Genomic DNA, 15,830 nt, shown 5'->3' on the forward strand with positions numbered 1-15,830 from the left:
TGGAATAAAAGAAAAAGCCCTCCGAGGAACCTATGGATATTACTGAACTGCTTGCCTTTTCGGCCAAACAGGGTGCGTCCGATTTGCACCTTTCCGCCGGTTTACCCCCCATGATTCGTGTCGATGGCGATGTGCGCCGGATCAACCTGCCGCCGATGGAGCACAAAGAAGTGCACGGCTTGATCTACGACATCATGAACGACAAGCAGCGCAAGGATTACGAGGAATTCCTCGAAACCGACTTCTCCTTCGAAGTCCCTGGCGTGGCCCGCTTCCGTGTCAACGCGTTCAACCAGAATCGCGGGGCCGGTGCGGTATTCCGGACCATCCCTTCGAAGGTCCTTACCATGGAAGATCTGGGCATGGGCCAGGTTTTCAAGGACATTTCATCGGTTCCCCGTGGTCTGGTGCTGGTAACGGGGCCGACCGGCTCCGGTAAGTCCACCACCCTGGCGGCGATGATGGACTACATCAACGACACTCGCTACGAGCACATCCTGACCATCGAAGACCCCATCGAATTCGTTCACGACTCCAAGAAGTGCCTGGTGAACCAGCGGGAAGTGCATCGCGATACGCTCGGCTTCAACGAAGCGCTGCGTTCTGCCCTGCGGGAAGACCCGGACATCATTCTGGTGGGCGAGCTTCGGGACCTGGAGACCATCCGTCTGGCGCTGACAGCGGCCGAAACCGGCCACCTGGTGTTTGGCACCCTGCACACCACCTCGGCGGCCAAAACCATTGACCGGGTGGTTGACGTGTTCCCGGCGGAAGAGAAGTCGATGGTCCGCTCCATGTTGTCGGAATCGCTGCAGGCGGTTATCTCGCAGACTCTGATGAAGAAAATGGGCGGTGGCCGGATTGCGGCCCACGAAATCATGATCGGCACGCCGGCGATCCGGAACCTGATCCGGGAAGACAAGATCGCCCAGATGTATTCGGCGATCCAGACCGGTGGCTCCATTGGCATGCAGACGCTGGATCAGTGTCTGGAGCGGCTGTTGCAGAAGGGATTGGTGTCCCGTGATGCGGCACGGGCGAAGGCCAAGATGCCGGATAATTTTTAAGCAGGCACCTTGGTTGGCGTCTGCCAGGGTGCAGGGATCGGGGTGTTCCGCCTTTCCGGGACACGCTGTAAATACATCCCTGTACGCTTGACTGCAGCATCCATGCTGCAGACAGTCCCGGAAAGGCGGAATACCCCGATCCTTCAGGCAGCGACGGGGAGTCCGCATTAGCAAGAAGCAAAGCAGGTAACAAAAAATGGAATTCGAAAAACTGTTGCGGTTAATGGTGGAGAAGGGCGGTTCGGACCTGTTTATTACGGCTGGTGTGCCGCCGAGCATGAAGGTGAACGGGAAAGTGCTGCCGGTCACCAAGAATGCACTGACGCCGGAGCAGACCCGTGAGTTCGTCTACGGAGCGATGAACGACAAGCAGCGCGCCGAGTTCGAAGAAACCCACGAGTGTAACTTCGCCATCAGCGCACGTGGTATCGGCCGCTTCCGGGTGAGTGCTTTCTTCCAGCGCAACCTGTGCGGCATGGTTCTGCGTCGGATCGAAGTGAAGATTCCCCAGATTGATGATCTGGCACTGCCGGGTATCGTCAAAGATCTGGCCATGACAAAACGGGGCCTGATCATCTTCGTCGGTGCCACCGGTACCGGTAAGTCCACCTCGCTGGCCGCCATGCTCGGCCACCGGAACCGGAACAGCCGGGGTCATATCATTTCCATCGAGGATCCGATCGAATTCGTCCACCAGCACCAGGGATGCATCGTGACCCAGCGCGAGGTTGGGATCGACACGGAGAGTTTCGAAGTGGCCCTGAAGAATACCCTGCGTCAGGCGCCGGATGTGATCCTGATCGGTGAGGTGCGGACTCGCCAGACCATGGAGTATTCCGTGCAGTTTGCCGAGACCGGGCACCTCTGTCTGGCGACGCTGCACGCCAACAACGCCAACCAGGCGCTGGACCGGATCATCCAGTTCTTCCCGCCGGAGCAACACAATCAGATCTGGATGGATCTCTCCCTGAACCTCAAGGCCATCGTGGCCCAACAGCTGGTGCCGACTCCGGATGGCAAGGGACGGAAGGCGGTTATTGAAGTGCTCATCAACTCACCTCTGGCAGCGGACATTATCCGGAAAGGGGAAGTTCATAAACTGAAGGAATTGATGGCCAAATCCACCGAATCCGGCATGCAGACGTTCGACCAGGCGTTGTACCGGTTGTATTCGGAGGGTTCCATTACCTACGAGGACGCACTTGCGCACGCGGACTCCGCGAACGACCTGCGTCTTATGATCAAGCTGGGTGCGGATGCGCACGGCGCCGATAAACTGTCATCGTCAGTGGACAAGCTGTCGATCCAGGATGACTGAGTTTTTCGGGGCGTTCGACGAAAGTTGTAGATAGTTGTCGCCCCGAATCAATAGGCTTTGCATTTGAGGCCATTGGCCCGTGCTGCGTATACTCCGCGCCGGATTCAATAAGGAGTGACCATGCACAAGAACACCAATGCTCTCGTAAAGGCGATTCGCCTGGCGACTCTCGCCGCCGTGGCGGCTCCGGTTACCGCATTCGCCGGCGGTTTTTCCCTCAACGAACAGAGCGCCAGCGCCATGGGCGTGGCCAACGCCGGTGTGGCTGCCAACCCGGAAAATGCCACGACCGTTCTGTTCAACCCGGCCGGCATGAGCCAGTTGTCCGGCACCAATATTTCCTTCGGTGCGGCGGTGCTGGATATTGATGCCGAGGCGAAAGACGGTGCTATCGGAATCAATCAGGTGGATAAGGAGGTTACCGGATCTACCGGGGGTGATATTGCCGACCCTGCTGTTCTGCCGAATTTCTACCTCTCTCATGAAATCAACGATTCGATCGATGTTGGTTTCGGTATCCATGCGCCTTATGGTCTTGCGGCAAACTATAAAGATGATTTTGTCGGGCGTTTTTTCGCGGACAAAACTGAGTTAACGGCCATTTCATTTACTCCGTCAATTTCTGTAAGCAATGGACAGGGGCTCTCGATGGGGGCCGGCATCAATATTATTTATGCAAAGGGCACATTGACGAAGTTTCAGGATAACTCTGGCACGAATGCCCAAGCTACCGGACCGGTTCTTGCACCCGAACAAGGTTACGCGGACATTCAAGGGGATGATATCGGCGCTACTTTCCGCGTCGGGTTTTTGTATGAGTTCAATGATCGAACCCAGGTCGGTCTGACTGCGCAAACAGGAACTACTCTAAACCTTACTGGCGATGCGGAGTTCACCGATATTGCCACCATTACTCCTCCCCAAACTCCCCAAGTTGGCGGAGGAGCTTCTGTTCCCTTTGACTCCACTGAACCGGTTAAGGTGCCTCTGGCCATTCCCGAGAGTGTTACCGTCGGTCTGAAGCACAAGCTATCAGATACCGTAACTCTGCTGGCTGGCGCTACATACGCAAAATGGAGTCGTTTTGAATCTCTCGATGTGTATGGGACCGATTCCAGCAAGCCCTTGACAGGCAAAAGTCCTGGCGGATCGCCCGGGCTCCTTACTCATATCCCGGAGGAGTGGAAAGATACCTGGCAGTTGAATGTCGGTGGCGTTTGGCAGGTATCCCGCCAGTGGGCTCTTAAGGCAGGTTACGCTTGGGACGAGTCGCCTGTAGATAAGTACGTGACCGCTCGAATTCCTTCGTCGGATCGCCATTGGTTGTCACTGGGCGCGCAATGGGCGGACGAGCATTCAGGTTGGACTGTTGATGCTGCCGTTGGAACACTTCTGTTCACAGAGGATCCGAAAGTCTCTGACCAGTCTTACGTGCTGACCAGCGCTGGTACCCAGCCTAACCCTGTAGATCCGAATTCTGCCTATTCCGGAGAATACGACCTGAGCGCCTGGAGTGCCGGTATCCAGGTCAGCAAGGCCTTCTGATCTCTCACTCGATGACCTGACCGCGGTAAATCACTTTGGTTTTTCGCGGCAGGGGCGGGGAATCCGGTTCGGCATTGCCGGTCGGGTTCCCCGGTTCCTCTTCAATCACCTGCCCACGATACAGTCGTTTCGGTTGGGCCTCTCCCGATTCGGCCGACACCGACAGCTGCGGAACCTGTGCCTTCAGTGCCTCCCAGGTTCTGATCAAGTGGGGCGAACGGGTCTTTCCCGCATAATCCGCCAGTCTCTCTTCCAGATGTTGTTCGGTCAGGTGCAGTTTTACGCCGAATTCGGACTGAATCAGTCGGCGGCACTGGTGCACCAGTTTCAGAAGATTCGGATCCAATAGCCAGCTTCGTTCCGATGCCAGGGTAGTCATGATGACGGCCTCGATAGGGTGTGTCACAACATGGCGCCATCCGTGGAATCGATGGTGGGATGGCGACCGACGTGAAAGATTAAGCGAATTTCATGCCGTGTCCGGGGGAACGCAGGATCGCGCTCTGATGGAGAGGTGTGTCACCAGGGGTGTGAAAGATTGCCGGCTTTTGGTGCGCGGAGCGGGATGCGTGCACCGTTTTGAGATGTGCGCGGGCCCGGTCAGACCATTCAGGCAACCGGGCCGGCGCTTGGATCAGTCAATGGGCCTCGTCCCAGTTATCGCCGACGCCAGCGTCCACGACCAGGGGAATATCGAGTCTCGTGGTTTCCGACATTCGCTTCACCAGCCCGTCGCGCACCTCCTCGAGGGCTGACTCCCTGACTTCGACAATGAGTTCGTCGTGTACCTGCATGGTCATGCGGGCGTCGTCTGGATGTGCCTCGCGCAGCCAGGTGTCAACCTCGATCATGGCCCGTTTGATGATGTCGGCCGCCGTCCCCTGCATGGGCGCGTTGATGGCCGTGCGCTCGGCGGCCTGTTGCATCTGTTTGTTGCGGGCGTTGATCTCGGGCAGGTACAGGCGCCGACCGAACAGCGTTTCAACGAATCCGTCCTCGTGGGCCTGCTTGCGGATGTTGTCCATGTACTTGAGAACACCCGGATACCGTTCGAAGTAGCGATCGATGTATTCCTGGGCCAGTTTGCGTTCGACGCCCAGTTGGCGGGACAGTCCGAACGCGGACATGCCATAGATCAGACCGAAGTTGATGGCTTTTGCGCTTCTGCGCTGGTCTGTGCTGACGTTGGACAGGGAAACGCCGAACACCTCGGCCGCCGTCGCCTTGTGAATATCCTCACCGTGTTCGAAGGCAGTGATCAGGCCCTTATCTCCGGACAGGTGAGCCATGATCCGGAGCTCGATCTGGGAATAGTCGGCCGCCACCAGTTTGTAGCCTTCCGGTGCGATGAAGGCCTGCCGGATGCGGCGGCCTTCTTCTGTCCGTATCGGAATGTTCTGCAGGTTCGGTTCCGACGACGACAGCCGTCCGGTGGCGGTCACGGCCTGGTGATAAGAGGTGTGAACCCGTCCGGTCCGGTGATGAATCAATTCCGGCAAGGTATCGGTATAGGTGGATTTCAGCTTGCTCAGGCTGCGGTGTTCGACGATCAATCGGGGCAGTTCGTGCTCGTGTGCCAATTCCTGCAGAACCGGCTCCGCTGTCGACGGGGCGCCTTTCGGGGTCTTCTTGATCACCTTCAGTCCGATTTTGTCGTAGAGGATGGCCTGAAGCTGTTTGGTGGATCCGAGGTTGAAGCTTTCTCCGGCTACCTCGTGAGCTGCCTTTTCCAACTCGGCCATGCGCTCGGCCAGCTCCTGGCTCTGTTTTCTGAGCACGCTGGCGCTGATCAGCGTACCCCGCTGTTCCATACGCGAGAGCACCGGTACCAGTGGGAGATCGATCTCCCGGTAGACTGCGTCGAGTCGTCCGGTGTTACGGAGTTTCGGGCTGAGCGTCTGGTGCAGGCGCAGGGTGATGTCTGCATCTTCCGCCGCGTAGGGACCGGCCTTGTCCAGGTCAATCTGGTTGAAGGTGAGCTGCTTGGCACCCTTGCCGGCAATGGATTCGAAAGTGATCGTCTGTTCGTCGAGGTATTCCCGGGCCAGGCTGTCCATGTCGTGGCGGGTGGCGACCGAATTGTACACGTAGGACTCCAGCATGGTGTCCTCGGCAATGCCCTCCAGGTTGATGCCGTGGTTGGCCAGCACGTTCTTGTCGTACTTGAGGTTCTGGCCCACCTTTTTCTGATCGGGATCTTCCAGCAGCGGCTTGAGCTGGGAGAGTACCTGTTCCCGGTCCAGTTGATCCGGCGCGCCCATGTAGTCGTGAGCCAGGGGGACGTAGGCGGCCTCGCCCGCCTCGACAGCAAAGGACACCCCGACAATCTCGGCATCGATGTAACGGAGGCTGGTGGTCTCTGTGTCGAAGGCGAACAGATCGGATGCCTTCAATCGCTTCAGCCAGTCGTCCAGTTCTTCCTGCCCGGTGATCACGCTGTAGCGTTTTTCGGTCGGCGCCTGCGCAGCACTGCTGTCTTTCGTATTCGTTTCGGCGCCGGCGGTCTCCAGCTCGGAGATCCAGTTGCGGAATTCGTATTCCTGGAACAGCGTCAGTAACTGCTCGTCGTCCTGTTGCCGGAGCTGAAGATCTTCCAGGCCAAATTCCAGCTCGACATCGGTCTTGATGGTCGCCAGGTCTCGGCTCAGGGGCAGGGTTTCCAGTGCGTCGCGCAGGTTCTCGCCAATCTTGCCCTTGATGTCCTCGGCGTGGGCCATGAGGTTGTCCAGATCGCCGTAGGATTCCAGCCATTTGACCGCGGTTTTGGGGCCGCACTTGTTGACGCCGGGGATGTTGTCCACCTTGTCGCCTACAAGGGCCAGGTAGTCGATGATCTGTTCCGGCGTAACACCGAATTTCTCGACCACTCCCTCGCGGTCCATCCGGGTCTCGGTCATGGTATTGATCAGCGTGACATGATCACTGACCAGTTGCGCCATATCCTTGTCTCCCGTGGAGACGACGACATCGATGCCCTTGCTGGTGGCCTCATTGGCCAGGGTGCCGATCACGTCGTCCGCCTCGACCTCCGGTACGATCAGTAGTGGCAGCCCCATGGCCTTCACGATGTCATGGATGGGCTCGATCTGGATGGCCAGATCCTCTGGCATGGGGGGGCGGTTCGCTTTGTAGTCTTCGTACATCTGGTGGCGAAAGGTTTTGCCCTTGGCATCGAACACCACCACCATTTTTGACCCGGGAAAATCCTGCTCCAGGCGACGGATCATGCTGATCACACCCTTGATGGCCCCGGTTGGATGGTCCTTGCTGTTGGTGAGGGGCGGTAGCGCGTGATAGGCACGAAACAGATAGGATGAACCGTCTACCAGTACCACCGGTGGGGTCTTTTGATCATTCATACAAATACGGATCCGGATTCTGATTGAAGCGTGGGTTGGCTTGTGCAACTCTGTAACGAATTCAGTGGACAAAAGGGTAGCACGAAAATGAAACGTATCGCCTGTCCGGCCCTGCTGCTGGCCTGCATGCCGTTGGCGGCCCTGGCCCAGGATAAAGGTGCCCTGGACCAGACGCCGGTGGAAACGCCAAAAGAGCCGGTGGTCGTCTCCGACTATCAGCCCGCAGATGGCGGGCCGGAGATTGTCATCCGTCCGGGTGACAAGAAAGTCTTCTACGAGTATCGGGTAAACGGTCAGCTGATGGAGATCAAGGTGATTCCGGATGTTGGCAAGGAATATTACCTGGTGCCGGCGGATGGCGGAGGCTGGATCCGGGAAACCAAGTCCGACCTGCTGGTGCCCAGCTGGGTGCTTTTCCGCTGGTAGTTTTATCTCTCCGTCCGGGTCAGATCAGGTCAACGGATACTGGCTCGGAACGCCTGCTTTCCAAACCCTCCGTATCCACCGTGCTGATGGCAAACTCGTACGCTCCAGGCGGCAGGGATGGCAGCCGGTAACGGGTGACGGTCGAGTCCTGTCGCCCCAGCAGCCGGAAGGTCTGCTCGTGCCGTAACCGGTAATAGATTTTGAATGATTCGATCTGGCCGACCCGCAATGCGCTGCCATCGGCGCGGGTCATTGGCGCACTCCAGGACAGTGTTGGCTGGTCGCTGGCAGAGCCTCCGTTACAGCCCGCAAGCATCAGGGCCAGAATACAGAGTGCGGGCATAATACCTCGACTGAACGGGTGCCCTGCCCGCCAGAACGTTCGGGATTGCTGCTTCATAGTGCTCGATAATGCTCGCATGCAGGCCCTTACAGGGCCACAACTGTTTTCGTTATGGGTGGAGCCGGAATAATGCGGGTAGACGAGCTTCCGAAATCGTTTGCATTATGCCCGACTTCCTCTCTGGATCAAGTGACCAATGGGTCATGTCCCGGGTGCACTGGATTTCTGTTTTAGTATGAACATTCTAATTTTTACCCGTAGTTTGGAGGCTGAAAGCTTAAAGAGGCCCGTAAAGGCAACTGCCTCAGGGCTGTTGAATGTTCGACAAAGCAGGGAGAATTATCATGGGTAAACTGAAATCCTATCAGGAACAACTTCAGGACATCGTTGAGAAGGGCATCAACGCAGCCGAAGAACAGCAGAAGAAACTGGCTTCCAAGCCGTTCGAGTACGCCGAGAAGCTGGAGTCTGAGGCGCGCGAGTACAGCGTCAAGACCCTGCGCAAGCGTTACGATGGCTACAGCGAGAGCCTCTTCGAGCAGCTTCGCAGCCTGAACAGCCGCTTCGGCAGCTTCGCAGCCGATCTGGTTGCCAAGCTCGAGAAGGAAGCCGCGGAAGGCGCCGATGCCGTTTCCGACACGGCGGAAGAAGTGGCTCAGTCCGCTCAGGAAGCCAAGAAAACCGTTGCCAAGAAGCCGGCAGCCCGCAAAACCACCGCTCGTAAGAGCACCGGTTCTGCAAGCAAGAGCACTGCTTCTGCGTGATGGCGTTGACGGACCGGCTCAGGCAGGTCCGTAATGAAAAAGGGGCGTTGCCGATCGGCAACGCCCCTTTTTTGTGCGCTTCGGTCAGTGACGTCCGGTCAGTTTTCCTTGGGAGGATCCAGTGGCAGGGTGCGCTTCTCGTCGGTGATCTCTTCCAGGCGCTTGATATCCTTGAGGTACGATTCTTTGAGTTCGAGGATATCCTTCTGCTGGCTGGCGATTTCTCGCTCCATATCCTGAATCTGCGACTCGAGCCGCTCGATTTTCTGCAGCGTAGCCTCTGGAATGTCCCGGCCGCTTCGCTCCATGTCGGCAGCCCGGCTCTGTTCATTATCGAGTTGGGAGGAGACCACTGCGATGTTACCGCGCTTGAGCTGAATCAGGCCCTGCATTTCCCGTACCTTGCGGTACATGGCATTGACCGCCTGGTCGGGATGGCTGTAGCGCTTGAGAAGCTGCTCATCCTCCTTGCGCTGCTCTTCGCGTTGTTGCTCGCGCTGCTTTTCGGCTTCACGTGCGGCAATTTCTTCCTTGGTCGGGGCCGGAGGTACGGTTTCGACCACGCGACCATTGCTGCCGAGGATGTCGTAGCCCCGCTTTGTTGCTTCCTGGGGGATCGTGTTGCCGATCACCACCTGTCCATTGTCGTCGGTATAGCGATACATCTGCGCATGGGCAGTTAGTGTCGTGCCCAGGCAGACAGCCAGCAGGGCAGCCGAGGAATAAACAGACAGACGATGGCTCATCGGTCAGACTCCGTAACGGTCTCTGTATTGGGCTACCTGCTCGGCATGCCCGGCGAACTCGGGGTTTGCCTTGAGGTAGTCGAGAATTTGTTCCAGGCGAATGATACTGACCACCGGAATGCTGAATTCCTTTTCGACCTCCTGGATGGCCGACAGTTCGCCATTGCCTTTTTCCTGGCGATCCAGGGCGATCAGAACGCCCGCCGGCTCTGCTCCGGACGACCGGATGATCTCAATGGATTCCCGGATGGCCGTGCCCGCCGTGATAACGTCGTCCACGATCAGAACACGACCTTCCAGGGGCGCGCCGACAATGTTTCCGCCTTCACCATGATCTTTCTTCTCTTTGCGGTTAAACGCAAAGGGTTTGCTGTTACCTTCTGTAGCAAGCGCCATGGCGGTCACGGTGGCCAAGGGAATGCCCTTATAGGCAGGGCCGAAAATGATGTCATAATCCAGCCGGCTGCGGCCGATAGCAGCGGCATAGGCTTTGCTTAGTTCCAGCAGGTCTTCGCCGGTGTTGAACAGGCCTGCGTTGAAAAAGTACGGGCTGGTACGGCCGGATTTGAGTGTGAATTCGCCAAAACGTAATACATTCCGGCGGATGGCAAATTCGATGAAATCTCGCTGATAGTCGTGCATGACAAGGCTTCTGGCGGGTCCGGATCTTTTATTAACACGTAAAACCGGTATCATACACACAAACCGAATCAGGGAACACGTATGCGGGTAGTATCAATCAGCGTCAATGGTCTGGCCCAGGCTGTTGATCAGGGCTTTTTTGACTGGCTGGCGAATCAGGATGCTGACGTGGTGTGCGTTCAGGATCACCGCATGCGTGCCTATGAGATCGAGGATTACAATCTCATTCCCGAGGGCTACGAAGCCTACTTCATTGATGGCGAGAAAAACGAGCATGGTGGCGTTGGCATCTACACCCGCCATTTTCCCAAGGCCATCATGTACGGTTTCGCCAATGAGCAGGCCGACCGGGAAGGTCGGTTCATTCAGGCCGATTTTGACAAGGTCTCGGTAGCCTGTGTTCTGGCTCCCTGCGCCCTTGGACGTGAAGAAGAGCTGATTGGTGAGGACGATCTGACGGTTCTTGATCACAAGGATGAGTTCATGGACGCGTTTGGTCTGCACATGCAGAAGACCCTGCGCAAGCGCCGTCAGTTCATCTTCTGTGCCAACCTGCAGACGGCTCACCATGTGACGGACGCGAGTCCGCTTTACCACAAGTTCGATTTTTCAGGCTTCCTGCCTCATGAACGGGCGTGGCTTGACCGTCTGTTCGACGAGATGGGCTGTGTCGATGCGTTCCGTGAGGTCAACAAGCAGAGCAATCAGTTTACCTGGTGGCCGGAGCAGGCCGAGGGTGCCCGGCGCAATGCCGGTATCCGGGTGGATTATCAGTTGCTGACGCCGGGCATTCGCAAGACCATCGAGGATGGCTGGATCGATACGTCGACCCGGTTTTCCGATCATGCGCCGGTGATTATGGATTACGACATCGAGATCGGCTTTTAAGTTTGGGGTAAGCGCCTGTGTAGCGGCTTTTCCCCAGACACGCTGCAAGTACATCCATGTACGCTTGTTTCAGGCCATCCCTGGCCTTCAACAGTCTGGGGAAAAGCCGCCACACAGGCGCCCCAGACTTTTCGGTTAGCCTTCCAGTGCAGCTTTCTGAATCTCAAATAGCTGCTCAATTCCCTGCTTTGCCAGTGTCAGCATGCTGTCCAGTTCTGCCTGGTCGAACGGCGCGCCTTCTGCGGTTCCCTGGATTTCAATGAAGCCACCCTGGTCGGTCATGATGACGTTCATGTCGGTTTCGGCTTCGGAGTCTTCCGGGTAGTCGAGATCCACCACCGGGGTTCCTTTGTAAACACCGACTGACAGCGCGGCAACCATCTGCTTCAGCGGGGATTTCTTGAGGCGTTTCTCGGACACCAGGTGGTTCAGTGCGTCGACCAGTGCAACGCAGCCGCCGGTGATGGCGGCGGTGCGGGTGCCGCCGTCGGCCTGGATGACGTCGCAGTCAATGGTGATGGTGTGCTCGCCGAGTGCTTCGAGGTCCACCGCCGCGCGGAGGGAGCGGCCGATGAGGCGCTGGATTTCGACGGTGCGTCCGCCCTGTTTGCCGCGGGCGGCTTCACGGCCCATGCGGCTGCCGGTGGAGCGGGGCAGCATGCCGTATTCCGCGGTGATCCAGCCTTTGCCCTCGCCCCGAAGGAACGGCGGAACCTTGTTTTCGACGGAGGCGGTGCAGATCACTTTGGTGTCCCCGAATTCCACCAGTACCGAGCCTTCGGCGTGGCGGGTGTAGTGTCGGGTCAGTCGAACGTCTCTGGGTTGTTCGGGCGTTCTGCCGCTTGGTCGCATAGTGAGTCCTGTTTCTGAAAGGAAATGTCCGGAGAATTCCGGTCGGATTCGGTAAAGGCGCATGAGTATAACACGCCGGTTGGCAATGGCAGGTCACGTGGCTGTGCACCTTTGGTCGGGTTCGCCGCGAACGATCAGACCCTGTTAAACTCGCTGGATCTGCCAACAGGATGGGAGTCGATATGATCCGGAGTATGACGTCGTTTGCCCGGAAAGAGGTTCGTGGGGACTGGGGTACACTGACCTGCGAGATTCGTACAGTAAACCACCGGTATCTGGAGCCGTCGTTTCGGTTGCCGGAAGCCTTCCGGGAGCTGGAGAACCGGTTCCGGGAGGCGCTTCGCAAGGGAGTGAAGCGGGGCAAGGTCGACATCTCCATGCGTTTGCAGGCCGCGGAAGATACCACGCAGAGCTTCGAGATCAGCGATGAAATGGCCAGAGCGGTCAACGAGGCGGCGAACCATATCAACCGGATGCTCGATAACCCGGCCCACATCAGTGCGCTCGACATTCTGCGGTGGCCCGGCGTGTTGTCGGTGCCTGAGCAGGACTATGGTGCGGCACGCTCAGAGGCCGTGGATCTCTTTGCCGAGACGGTAAAGGAACTGGTGGAGGTTCGTCAGCGGGAAGGCGAGCGACTGCGTCCCCTTTTCGACGACCGGCTGGACACCATGGCCAGCCTGGTTGGTGAGGTGAGGCAGAAAATGCCTCAGCTGATCGAAGCGCAGGAAAAACAGCTCCGGGAGCGTTTCGAGAAGGCCCGGGTTGAGCTGGACCCGGATCGGATAGCCCAGGAAATGGTGATGTTGGCGCAGAAAAGCGATGTGGCCGAAGAGCTCGATCGTCTCGATGCCCACATCGGCGAAGTCCGGGATACCCTGCAGACCGAAGAGCCGATTGGGCGTCGGCTCGACTTTCTGATGCAGGAACTCAATCGTGAGGCGAATACCCTGAGCAGCAAGAGTATTGATGCCGGTGTCACCCGGGCGGCCGTGGATCTCAAGGTGTTGATTGAGCAGATGCGGGAGCAGGTCCAGAACATCGAGTAACCAGAATCCCCAGGGAGGGATGCCCAGACCGATGGACGATTATCAGTGGCATGCGCGCCCGCTTGCGGACGTCCTTGATCGCCTGGACGCCTCGCCACAGGGTCTCACGTCGGAAGAAGCGAAACGGCGGCTGCGGGAGAGCGGGCCCAACCGCATTGAGCGCAATCGCCGTCGGTCCTGGTACAGGATTCTCCTGCATCAACTTGCTGACCCCATTGTTTATGTGCTGCTGGCCGCAGCGTTGCTTGCCATCCTGATTGGCAAGATGGCGGACAGTTCCGTGGTGCTCGCCGTTGTCGTTCTCAACACGACCATCGGATTTGTGCAGGAGATGCGCGCCACCCGGGCGATTCAGGCGCTGAGCCGGATGGTTCCGCGAAATGCCACGGTGCTGCGGGGCGGCGAACCGAGGTCGGTGCCTGCCCATACGGTTGTGCCGGGTGATGTACTCATGTTGCAGGCGGGGGACCAGGTGGCTGCTGACCTCCGGCTGTTCGAAGTCAACGGCCTGCAGGTTGATGAGGCGGCGCTGACCGGCGAGTCGCTGCCAGCGAGCAAGCAGGAAACGCCAGTGGCGGAAGATGCCGTCGTTGGTGATCGTCGTTCGATGGCTTTCGGCGGCACGCTGGTCACTGCTGGCACGGCGGATGGCGTGGTCGTGGCTACGGGCACGAGCAGTGAGCTTGGCCGTATCTCCCGGCTACTGAGTGAAACCTCCGAGCTGCAGACGCCACTGACACGCCGGCTTGCCAGCCTGGTCAAGGTCATTTCCCTCGCGGTTCTCGCCATCGCGGTGCTGATTTTCATCGTCGGTATGTGGCGGGAGAATTCGCTGCTGGACAGTGCCCTGGCAGCCATCACGCTGGCGGTTGCGTCCATCCCCGAAGGCCTGCCGGCGGTGATCACCATCGCCTCTGCCATTGGTGCGCAGCGAATGGCTCATCGCCGCGCGATTGTGCGGCACCTTCCTGCCGTCGAGACGCTCGGTAGCACCACCGTTATCTGTACCGACAAGACCGGAACCCTGACCCGCAATGAGATGACGGTTGAGGCGTTGTGGACCCCGGAAGGCAACGTCGAGGTCACCGGAGTTGGTTACGTGCCCGAGGGCGAGTTGCGCGTGGATGGCCAGTCAGTGTCGCCAGTGGCGGAGAACCTTCATGAGTTGCTGCTTGCCGGTTTGCTGTGCAATGACTCGGAACTGGAGTGCAGGGGAGGACGTTGGCGTATTGTGGGGGACCCCACCGAGGGTGCTCTGGTCGTCGCTGCGCGTAAAGCCTCGATGGATGAAGACGCCCTGCGGGCGCAGTTCCCGCGCACCGACGAGATCCCGTTCGATTCGGAGGCCCAGTTCATGGCAACACTGCATGACGTCTCCGATAGCAGTGCCATGATCTGTGTGAAGGGGGCACCGGAGGTCGTTGCCCGGATGTGCCCGGTCTTCAGCGGAGGCCAACCCATGAATGTGGAACGGGTGCACGAGGCCGTCGAGGCATTGGCGGCACGAGGGATGCGGGTTCTCGCCGTTGCCGCAGCGAAGCCTGCTCCGGGGATGGCCGATCTGGATGCGTCTGGTTGGCAGGAGGGGCTCTGTTTTCTGGGTTTGGTGGGAATGTCGGATCCGCCGCGGGATGAAGCCATTCATGCCGTCAGGATCTGCCAGCAGGCCGGGGTCATCGTCAAGATGGTTACCGGCGATCACGCAGAGACTGCCCGTGCCATCGGTCAGAGCATTGGTTTGCTGGAGGCCGGCGGTGGAGCCTCAGAGGTGGTGACCGGATCGCAGATCGAGGCGGCGACCGATGCTGAGCTGCTGGAACTGGCCCGCTCGACCAATGTGTTTGCCCGTGTGGCCCCGGAGCACAAGCTCAGATTGGTCAAGGCGCTTCAGGCCGATGGCCAGGTGGTTGCCATGACCGGCGACGGTGTGAATGATGCGCCGGCGCTCAAGCGGGCAGAAATCGGGGTCGCCATGGGTATCAACGGCACGGCGGTTGCCAGGGAAGCCAGTGATATCGTTCTCGCCGACGATAATTTTGCCTCTATCAGCGCCGCTGTGGAGGAAGGGCGGAGAGTCTACGATAACCTTTCCAAATCCCTGGCTTTCGTGCTGCCAACCAGTCTCGGTCAGGCGATGGTCATCCTGGTTGCCGTCCTGTTCTTTCCGGTCACCGATGGTCATCTTCTGATGCCGATCGAGCCGGTACAGATTCTGTGGGTGAATCTGGTCGTTGCCATCGCGCTGGCATTGCCCCTGGCCCTGGAGGCCCGGGAACCGGGATTGATGAAGCGAGCGCCGCGGCCGCCGAAAGAGCCATTGCTGAGCCCGTTTCTGGTGTTTCGCACGTTTCTGGTGGCGGCCCTGATGACCGGAGGGGCGGCAGGCCTGTTTCTGCTCGAATACGCATCTGACCTGTCGGAAGGTGTCGCAGCTGAACTCGCCCGGGGCAGGGCGCAAAGCGTGGCCGTCACTACAATAATCCTGTTCCAGATGTTGTATCTGCTCAACTGCCGTTCGCTTACCCAGACGTTCTGGCGGATCGGGCTGACCACCAATCTGTGGGTGTATCTCGGTATGGCCGCGACTCTGGTGCTGCAACTGGCGTTTGTCTACCTGGAGCCCCTGAACCAACTGTTCCATACGCAACCGTTGGATCTTGCTGGATGGCTGATGTCGGCGGGCGCGGCGTTTGCGGGATTTCTCGTTATCCTGGTAGAAAAATGGCTTTGGCGGCAAAGTGACGGTGGGGAGCCGGTTGAGAACGGGGTCAGATGAACATTTTCATCTGACCCCGGATTCACGTTTCCGGGTTCGCGACTCTGCGGGTTTC

Annotated in this window: 14 protein-coding genes; 8 read left to right on the plus strand and 6 right to left on the minus strand. The window is 58.4% G+C overall.

Annotated elements, in window-relative coordinates; translation table 11 throughout:
- The first annotated feature begins 32 nt into the window (after positions 1-32).
- The 3 genes from MSNKSG1_RS17245 (at position 33) to MSNKSG1_RS17255 (ending at position 3,930) form a co-directional block, all read left to right on the plus strand.
- Positions 33-1,067 (plus strand): type IV pilus twitching motility protein PilT, encoded by a 1,035-nt coding sequence (locus MSNKSG1_RS17245; RefSeq protein WP_008940587.1) that lies wholly within the window; start codon positions 33-35, stop codon positions 1,065-1,067.
- Positions 1,068-1,263: 196 nt separating this feature from the next.
- A complete protein-coding gene (locus MSNKSG1_RS17250; protein ID WP_008940588.1) occupies positions 1,264-2,385 on the plus strand; it encodes a PilT/PilU family type 4a pilus ATPase in 1,122 nt (373 codons plus the stop codon).
- Positions 2,386-2,505: 120 nt separating this feature from the next.
- Positions 2,506-3,930: an OmpP1/FadL family transporter gene (locus MSNKSG1_RS17255; protein WP_008940589.1), complete on the plus strand. Its 1,425-nt coding sequence runs from the start codon at positions 2,506-2,508 to the stop codon at positions 3,928-3,930.
- 4 nt (positions 3,931-3,934) lie between these two features.
- Here MSNKSG1_RS17255 and MSNKSG1_RS17260 read toward each other — a convergent pair whose 3' ends face one another.
- Both MSNKSG1_RS17260 and polA read right to left on the minus strand, forming a co-directional pair.
- Positions 3,935-4,309 carry a hypothetical protein gene (locus MSNKSG1_RS17260; protein WP_040887069.1) on the minus strand — a complete coding sequence of 125 codons (375 nt, stop codon included), beginning with the start codon at positions 4,307-4,309 and terminating at the stop codon, positions 3,935-3,937.
- 259 nt (positions 4,310-4,568) lie between these two features.
- Complete coding sequence (gene polA, locus MSNKSG1_RS17265) at positions 4,569-7,289, minus strand: DNA polymerase I (protein WP_008940591.1); 2,721 nt, start codon at positions 7,287-7,289, stop codon at positions 4,569-4,571.
- A gap of 87 nt (positions 7,290-7,376) precedes the next feature.
- On the opposite strand from polA, the gene MSNKSG1_RS17270 reads away from it, so the two are divergent.
- Positions 7,377-7,715, plus strand: coding sequence for a DUF2782 domain-containing protein (locus MSNKSG1_RS17270; RefSeq protein ID WP_008940592.1), 339 nt, complete (start codon positions 7,377-7,379; stop codon positions 7,713-7,715).
- 19 nt (positions 7,716-7,734) lie between these two features.
- Here the strand turns inward: MSNKSG1_RS17270 and MSNKSG1_RS17275 are convergent, their stop codons facing one another.
- Positions 7,735-8,058, minus strand: a complete 324-nt coding sequence (locus tag MSNKSG1_RS17275; protein WP_152638812.1) for a fibronectin type III domain-containing protein — start codon at positions 8,056-8,058, stop codon at positions 7,735-7,737.
- A gap of 344 nt (positions 8,059-8,402) precedes the next feature.
- Here MSNKSG1_RS17275 and MSNKSG1_RS17280 point away from each other — a divergent pair, with 344 nt between their 5' ends.
- A complete protein-coding gene (locus MSNKSG1_RS17280) occupies positions 8,403-8,822 on the plus strand; it encodes a hypothetical protein (RefSeq protein WP_008940594.1) in 420 nt (139 codons plus the stop codon).
- Between the two features lie 98 nt (positions 8,823-8,920).
- Here MSNKSG1_RS17280 and MSNKSG1_RS17285 read toward each other — a convergent pair whose 3' ends face one another.
- Together MSNKSG1_RS17285 and pyrE are read right to left on the minus strand one after the other, a co-directional pair.
- On the minus strand, positions 8,921-9,568 hold the full coding sequence (locus MSNKSG1_RS17285; RefSeq protein ID WP_008940595.1) for a DUF4124 domain-containing protein: 648 nt from the start codon (positions 9,566-9,568) through the stop codon (positions 8,921-8,923).
- A gap of 3 nt (positions 9,569-9,571) precedes the next feature.
- The gene (pyrE, locus tag MSNKSG1_RS17290; RefSeq protein WP_008940596.1) at positions 9,572-10,210 is read right to left on the minus strand and encodes an orotate phosphoribosyltransferase; all 639 of its coding nucleotides are present in this window, start codon (positions 10,208-10,210) and stop codon (positions 9,572-9,574) included.
- A gap of 81 nt (positions 10,211-10,291) precedes the next feature.
- On the opposite strand from pyrE, the gene MSNKSG1_RS17295 reads away from it, so the two are divergent.
- A complete protein-coding gene (locus MSNKSG1_RS17295) occupies positions 10,292-11,098 on the plus strand; it encodes an exodeoxyribonuclease III (RefSeq protein WP_008940597.1) in 807 nt (268 codons plus the stop codon).
- Between the two features lie 135 nt (positions 11,099-11,233).
- Here MSNKSG1_RS17295 and rph read toward each other — a convergent pair whose 3' ends face one another.
- On the minus strand, positions 11,234-11,950 hold the full coding sequence (gene rph / locus MSNKSG1_RS17300) for a ribonuclease PH (RefSeq protein ID WP_008940598.1): 717 nt from the start codon (positions 11,948-11,950) through the stop codon (positions 11,234-11,236).
- 182 nt (positions 11,951-12,132) lie between these two features.
- Here rph and MSNKSG1_RS17305 point away from each other — a divergent pair, with 182 nt between their 5' ends.
- Positions 12,133-12,999 (plus strand): YicC/YloC family endoribonuclease, encoded by an 867-nt coding sequence (locus tag MSNKSG1_RS17305; RefSeq protein WP_008940599.1) that lies wholly within the window; start codon positions 12,133-12,135, stop codon positions 12,997-12,999.
- Positions 13,000-13,030: 31 nt separating this feature from the next.
- Positions 13,031-15,775 (plus strand): cation-translocating P-type ATPase, encoded by a 2,745-nt coding sequence (locus MSNKSG1_RS17310; RefSeq protein WP_008940600.1) that lies wholly within the window; start codon positions 13,031-13,033, stop codon positions 15,773-15,775.
- Positions 15,776-15,830 lie beyond the last annotated feature (55 nt).

The sequence above is a fragment of the Marinobacter santoriniensis NKSG1 genome (assembly GCF_000347775.1).
GTDB lineage: Bacteria > Pseudomonadota > Gammaproteobacteria > Pseudomonadales > Oleiphilaceae > Marinobacter > Marinobacter santoriniensis.

Excerpts from the sequence above, each read along its gene's own strand:
- MSNKSG1_RS17250 (WP_008940588.1), top strand. The coding sequence starts at position 1,264 with ATGGAATTCGAAAAACTGTTGCGGTTAATGGTGGAGAAGGGCGGTTCG.
- rph (WP_008940598.1), bottom strand. The coding sequence starts at position 11,950 with ATGCGACCAAGCGGCAGAACGCCCGAACAACCCAGAGACGTTCGACTG.
- pyrE (WP_008940596.1), bottom strand. The coding sequence starts at position 10,210 with ATGCACGACTATCAGCGAGATTTCATCGAATTTGCCATCCGCCGGAAT.
- MSNKSG1_RS17245 (WP_008940587.1), top strand. The coding sequence starts at position 33 with ATGGATATTACTGAACTGCTTGCCTTTTCGGCCAAACAGGGTGCGTCC.
- MSNKSG1_RS17280 (WP_008940594.1), top strand. The coding sequence starts at position 8,403 with ATGGGTAAACTGAAATCCTATCAGGAACAACTTCAGGACATCGTTGAG.
- MSNKSG1_RS17255 (WP_008940589.1), top strand. The coding sequence starts at position 2,506 with ATGCACAAGAACACCAATGCTCTCGTAAAGGCGATTCGCCTGGCGACT.
- MSNKSG1_RS17275 (WP_152638812.1), bottom strand. The coding sequence starts at position 8,058 with ATGCCCGCACTCTGTATTCTGGCCCTGATGCTTGCGGGCTGTAACGGA.
- MSNKSG1_RS17305 (WP_008940599.1), top strand. The coding sequence starts at position 12,133 with ATGATCCGGAGTATGACGTCGTTTGCCCGGAAAGAGGTTCGTGGGGAC.
- polA (WP_008940591.1), bottom strand. The coding sequence starts at position 7,289 with ATGAATGATCAAAAGACCCCACCGGTGGTACTGGTAGACGGTTCATCC.
- MSNKSG1_RS17310 (WP_008940600.1), top strand. The coding sequence starts at position 13,031 with ATGGACGATTATCAGTGGCATGCGCGCCCGCTTGCGGACGTCCTTGAT.
- MSNKSG1_RS17260 (WP_040887069.1), bottom strand. The coding sequence starts at position 4,309 with ATGACTACCCTGGCATCGGAACGAAGCTGGCTATTGGATCCGAATCTT.
- MSNKSG1_RS17270 (WP_008940592.1), top strand. The coding sequence starts at position 7,377 with ATGAAACGTATCGCCTGTCCGGCCCTGCTGCTGGCCTGCATGCCGTTG.
- MSNKSG1_RS17285 (WP_008940595.1), bottom strand. The coding sequence starts at position 9,568 with ATGAGCCATCGTCTGTCTGTTTATTCCTCGGCTGCCCTGCTGGCTGTC.
- MSNKSG1_RS17295 (WP_008940597.1), top strand. The coding sequence starts at position 10,292 with ATGCGGGTAGTATCAATCAGCGTCAATGGTCTGGCCCAGGCTGTTGAT.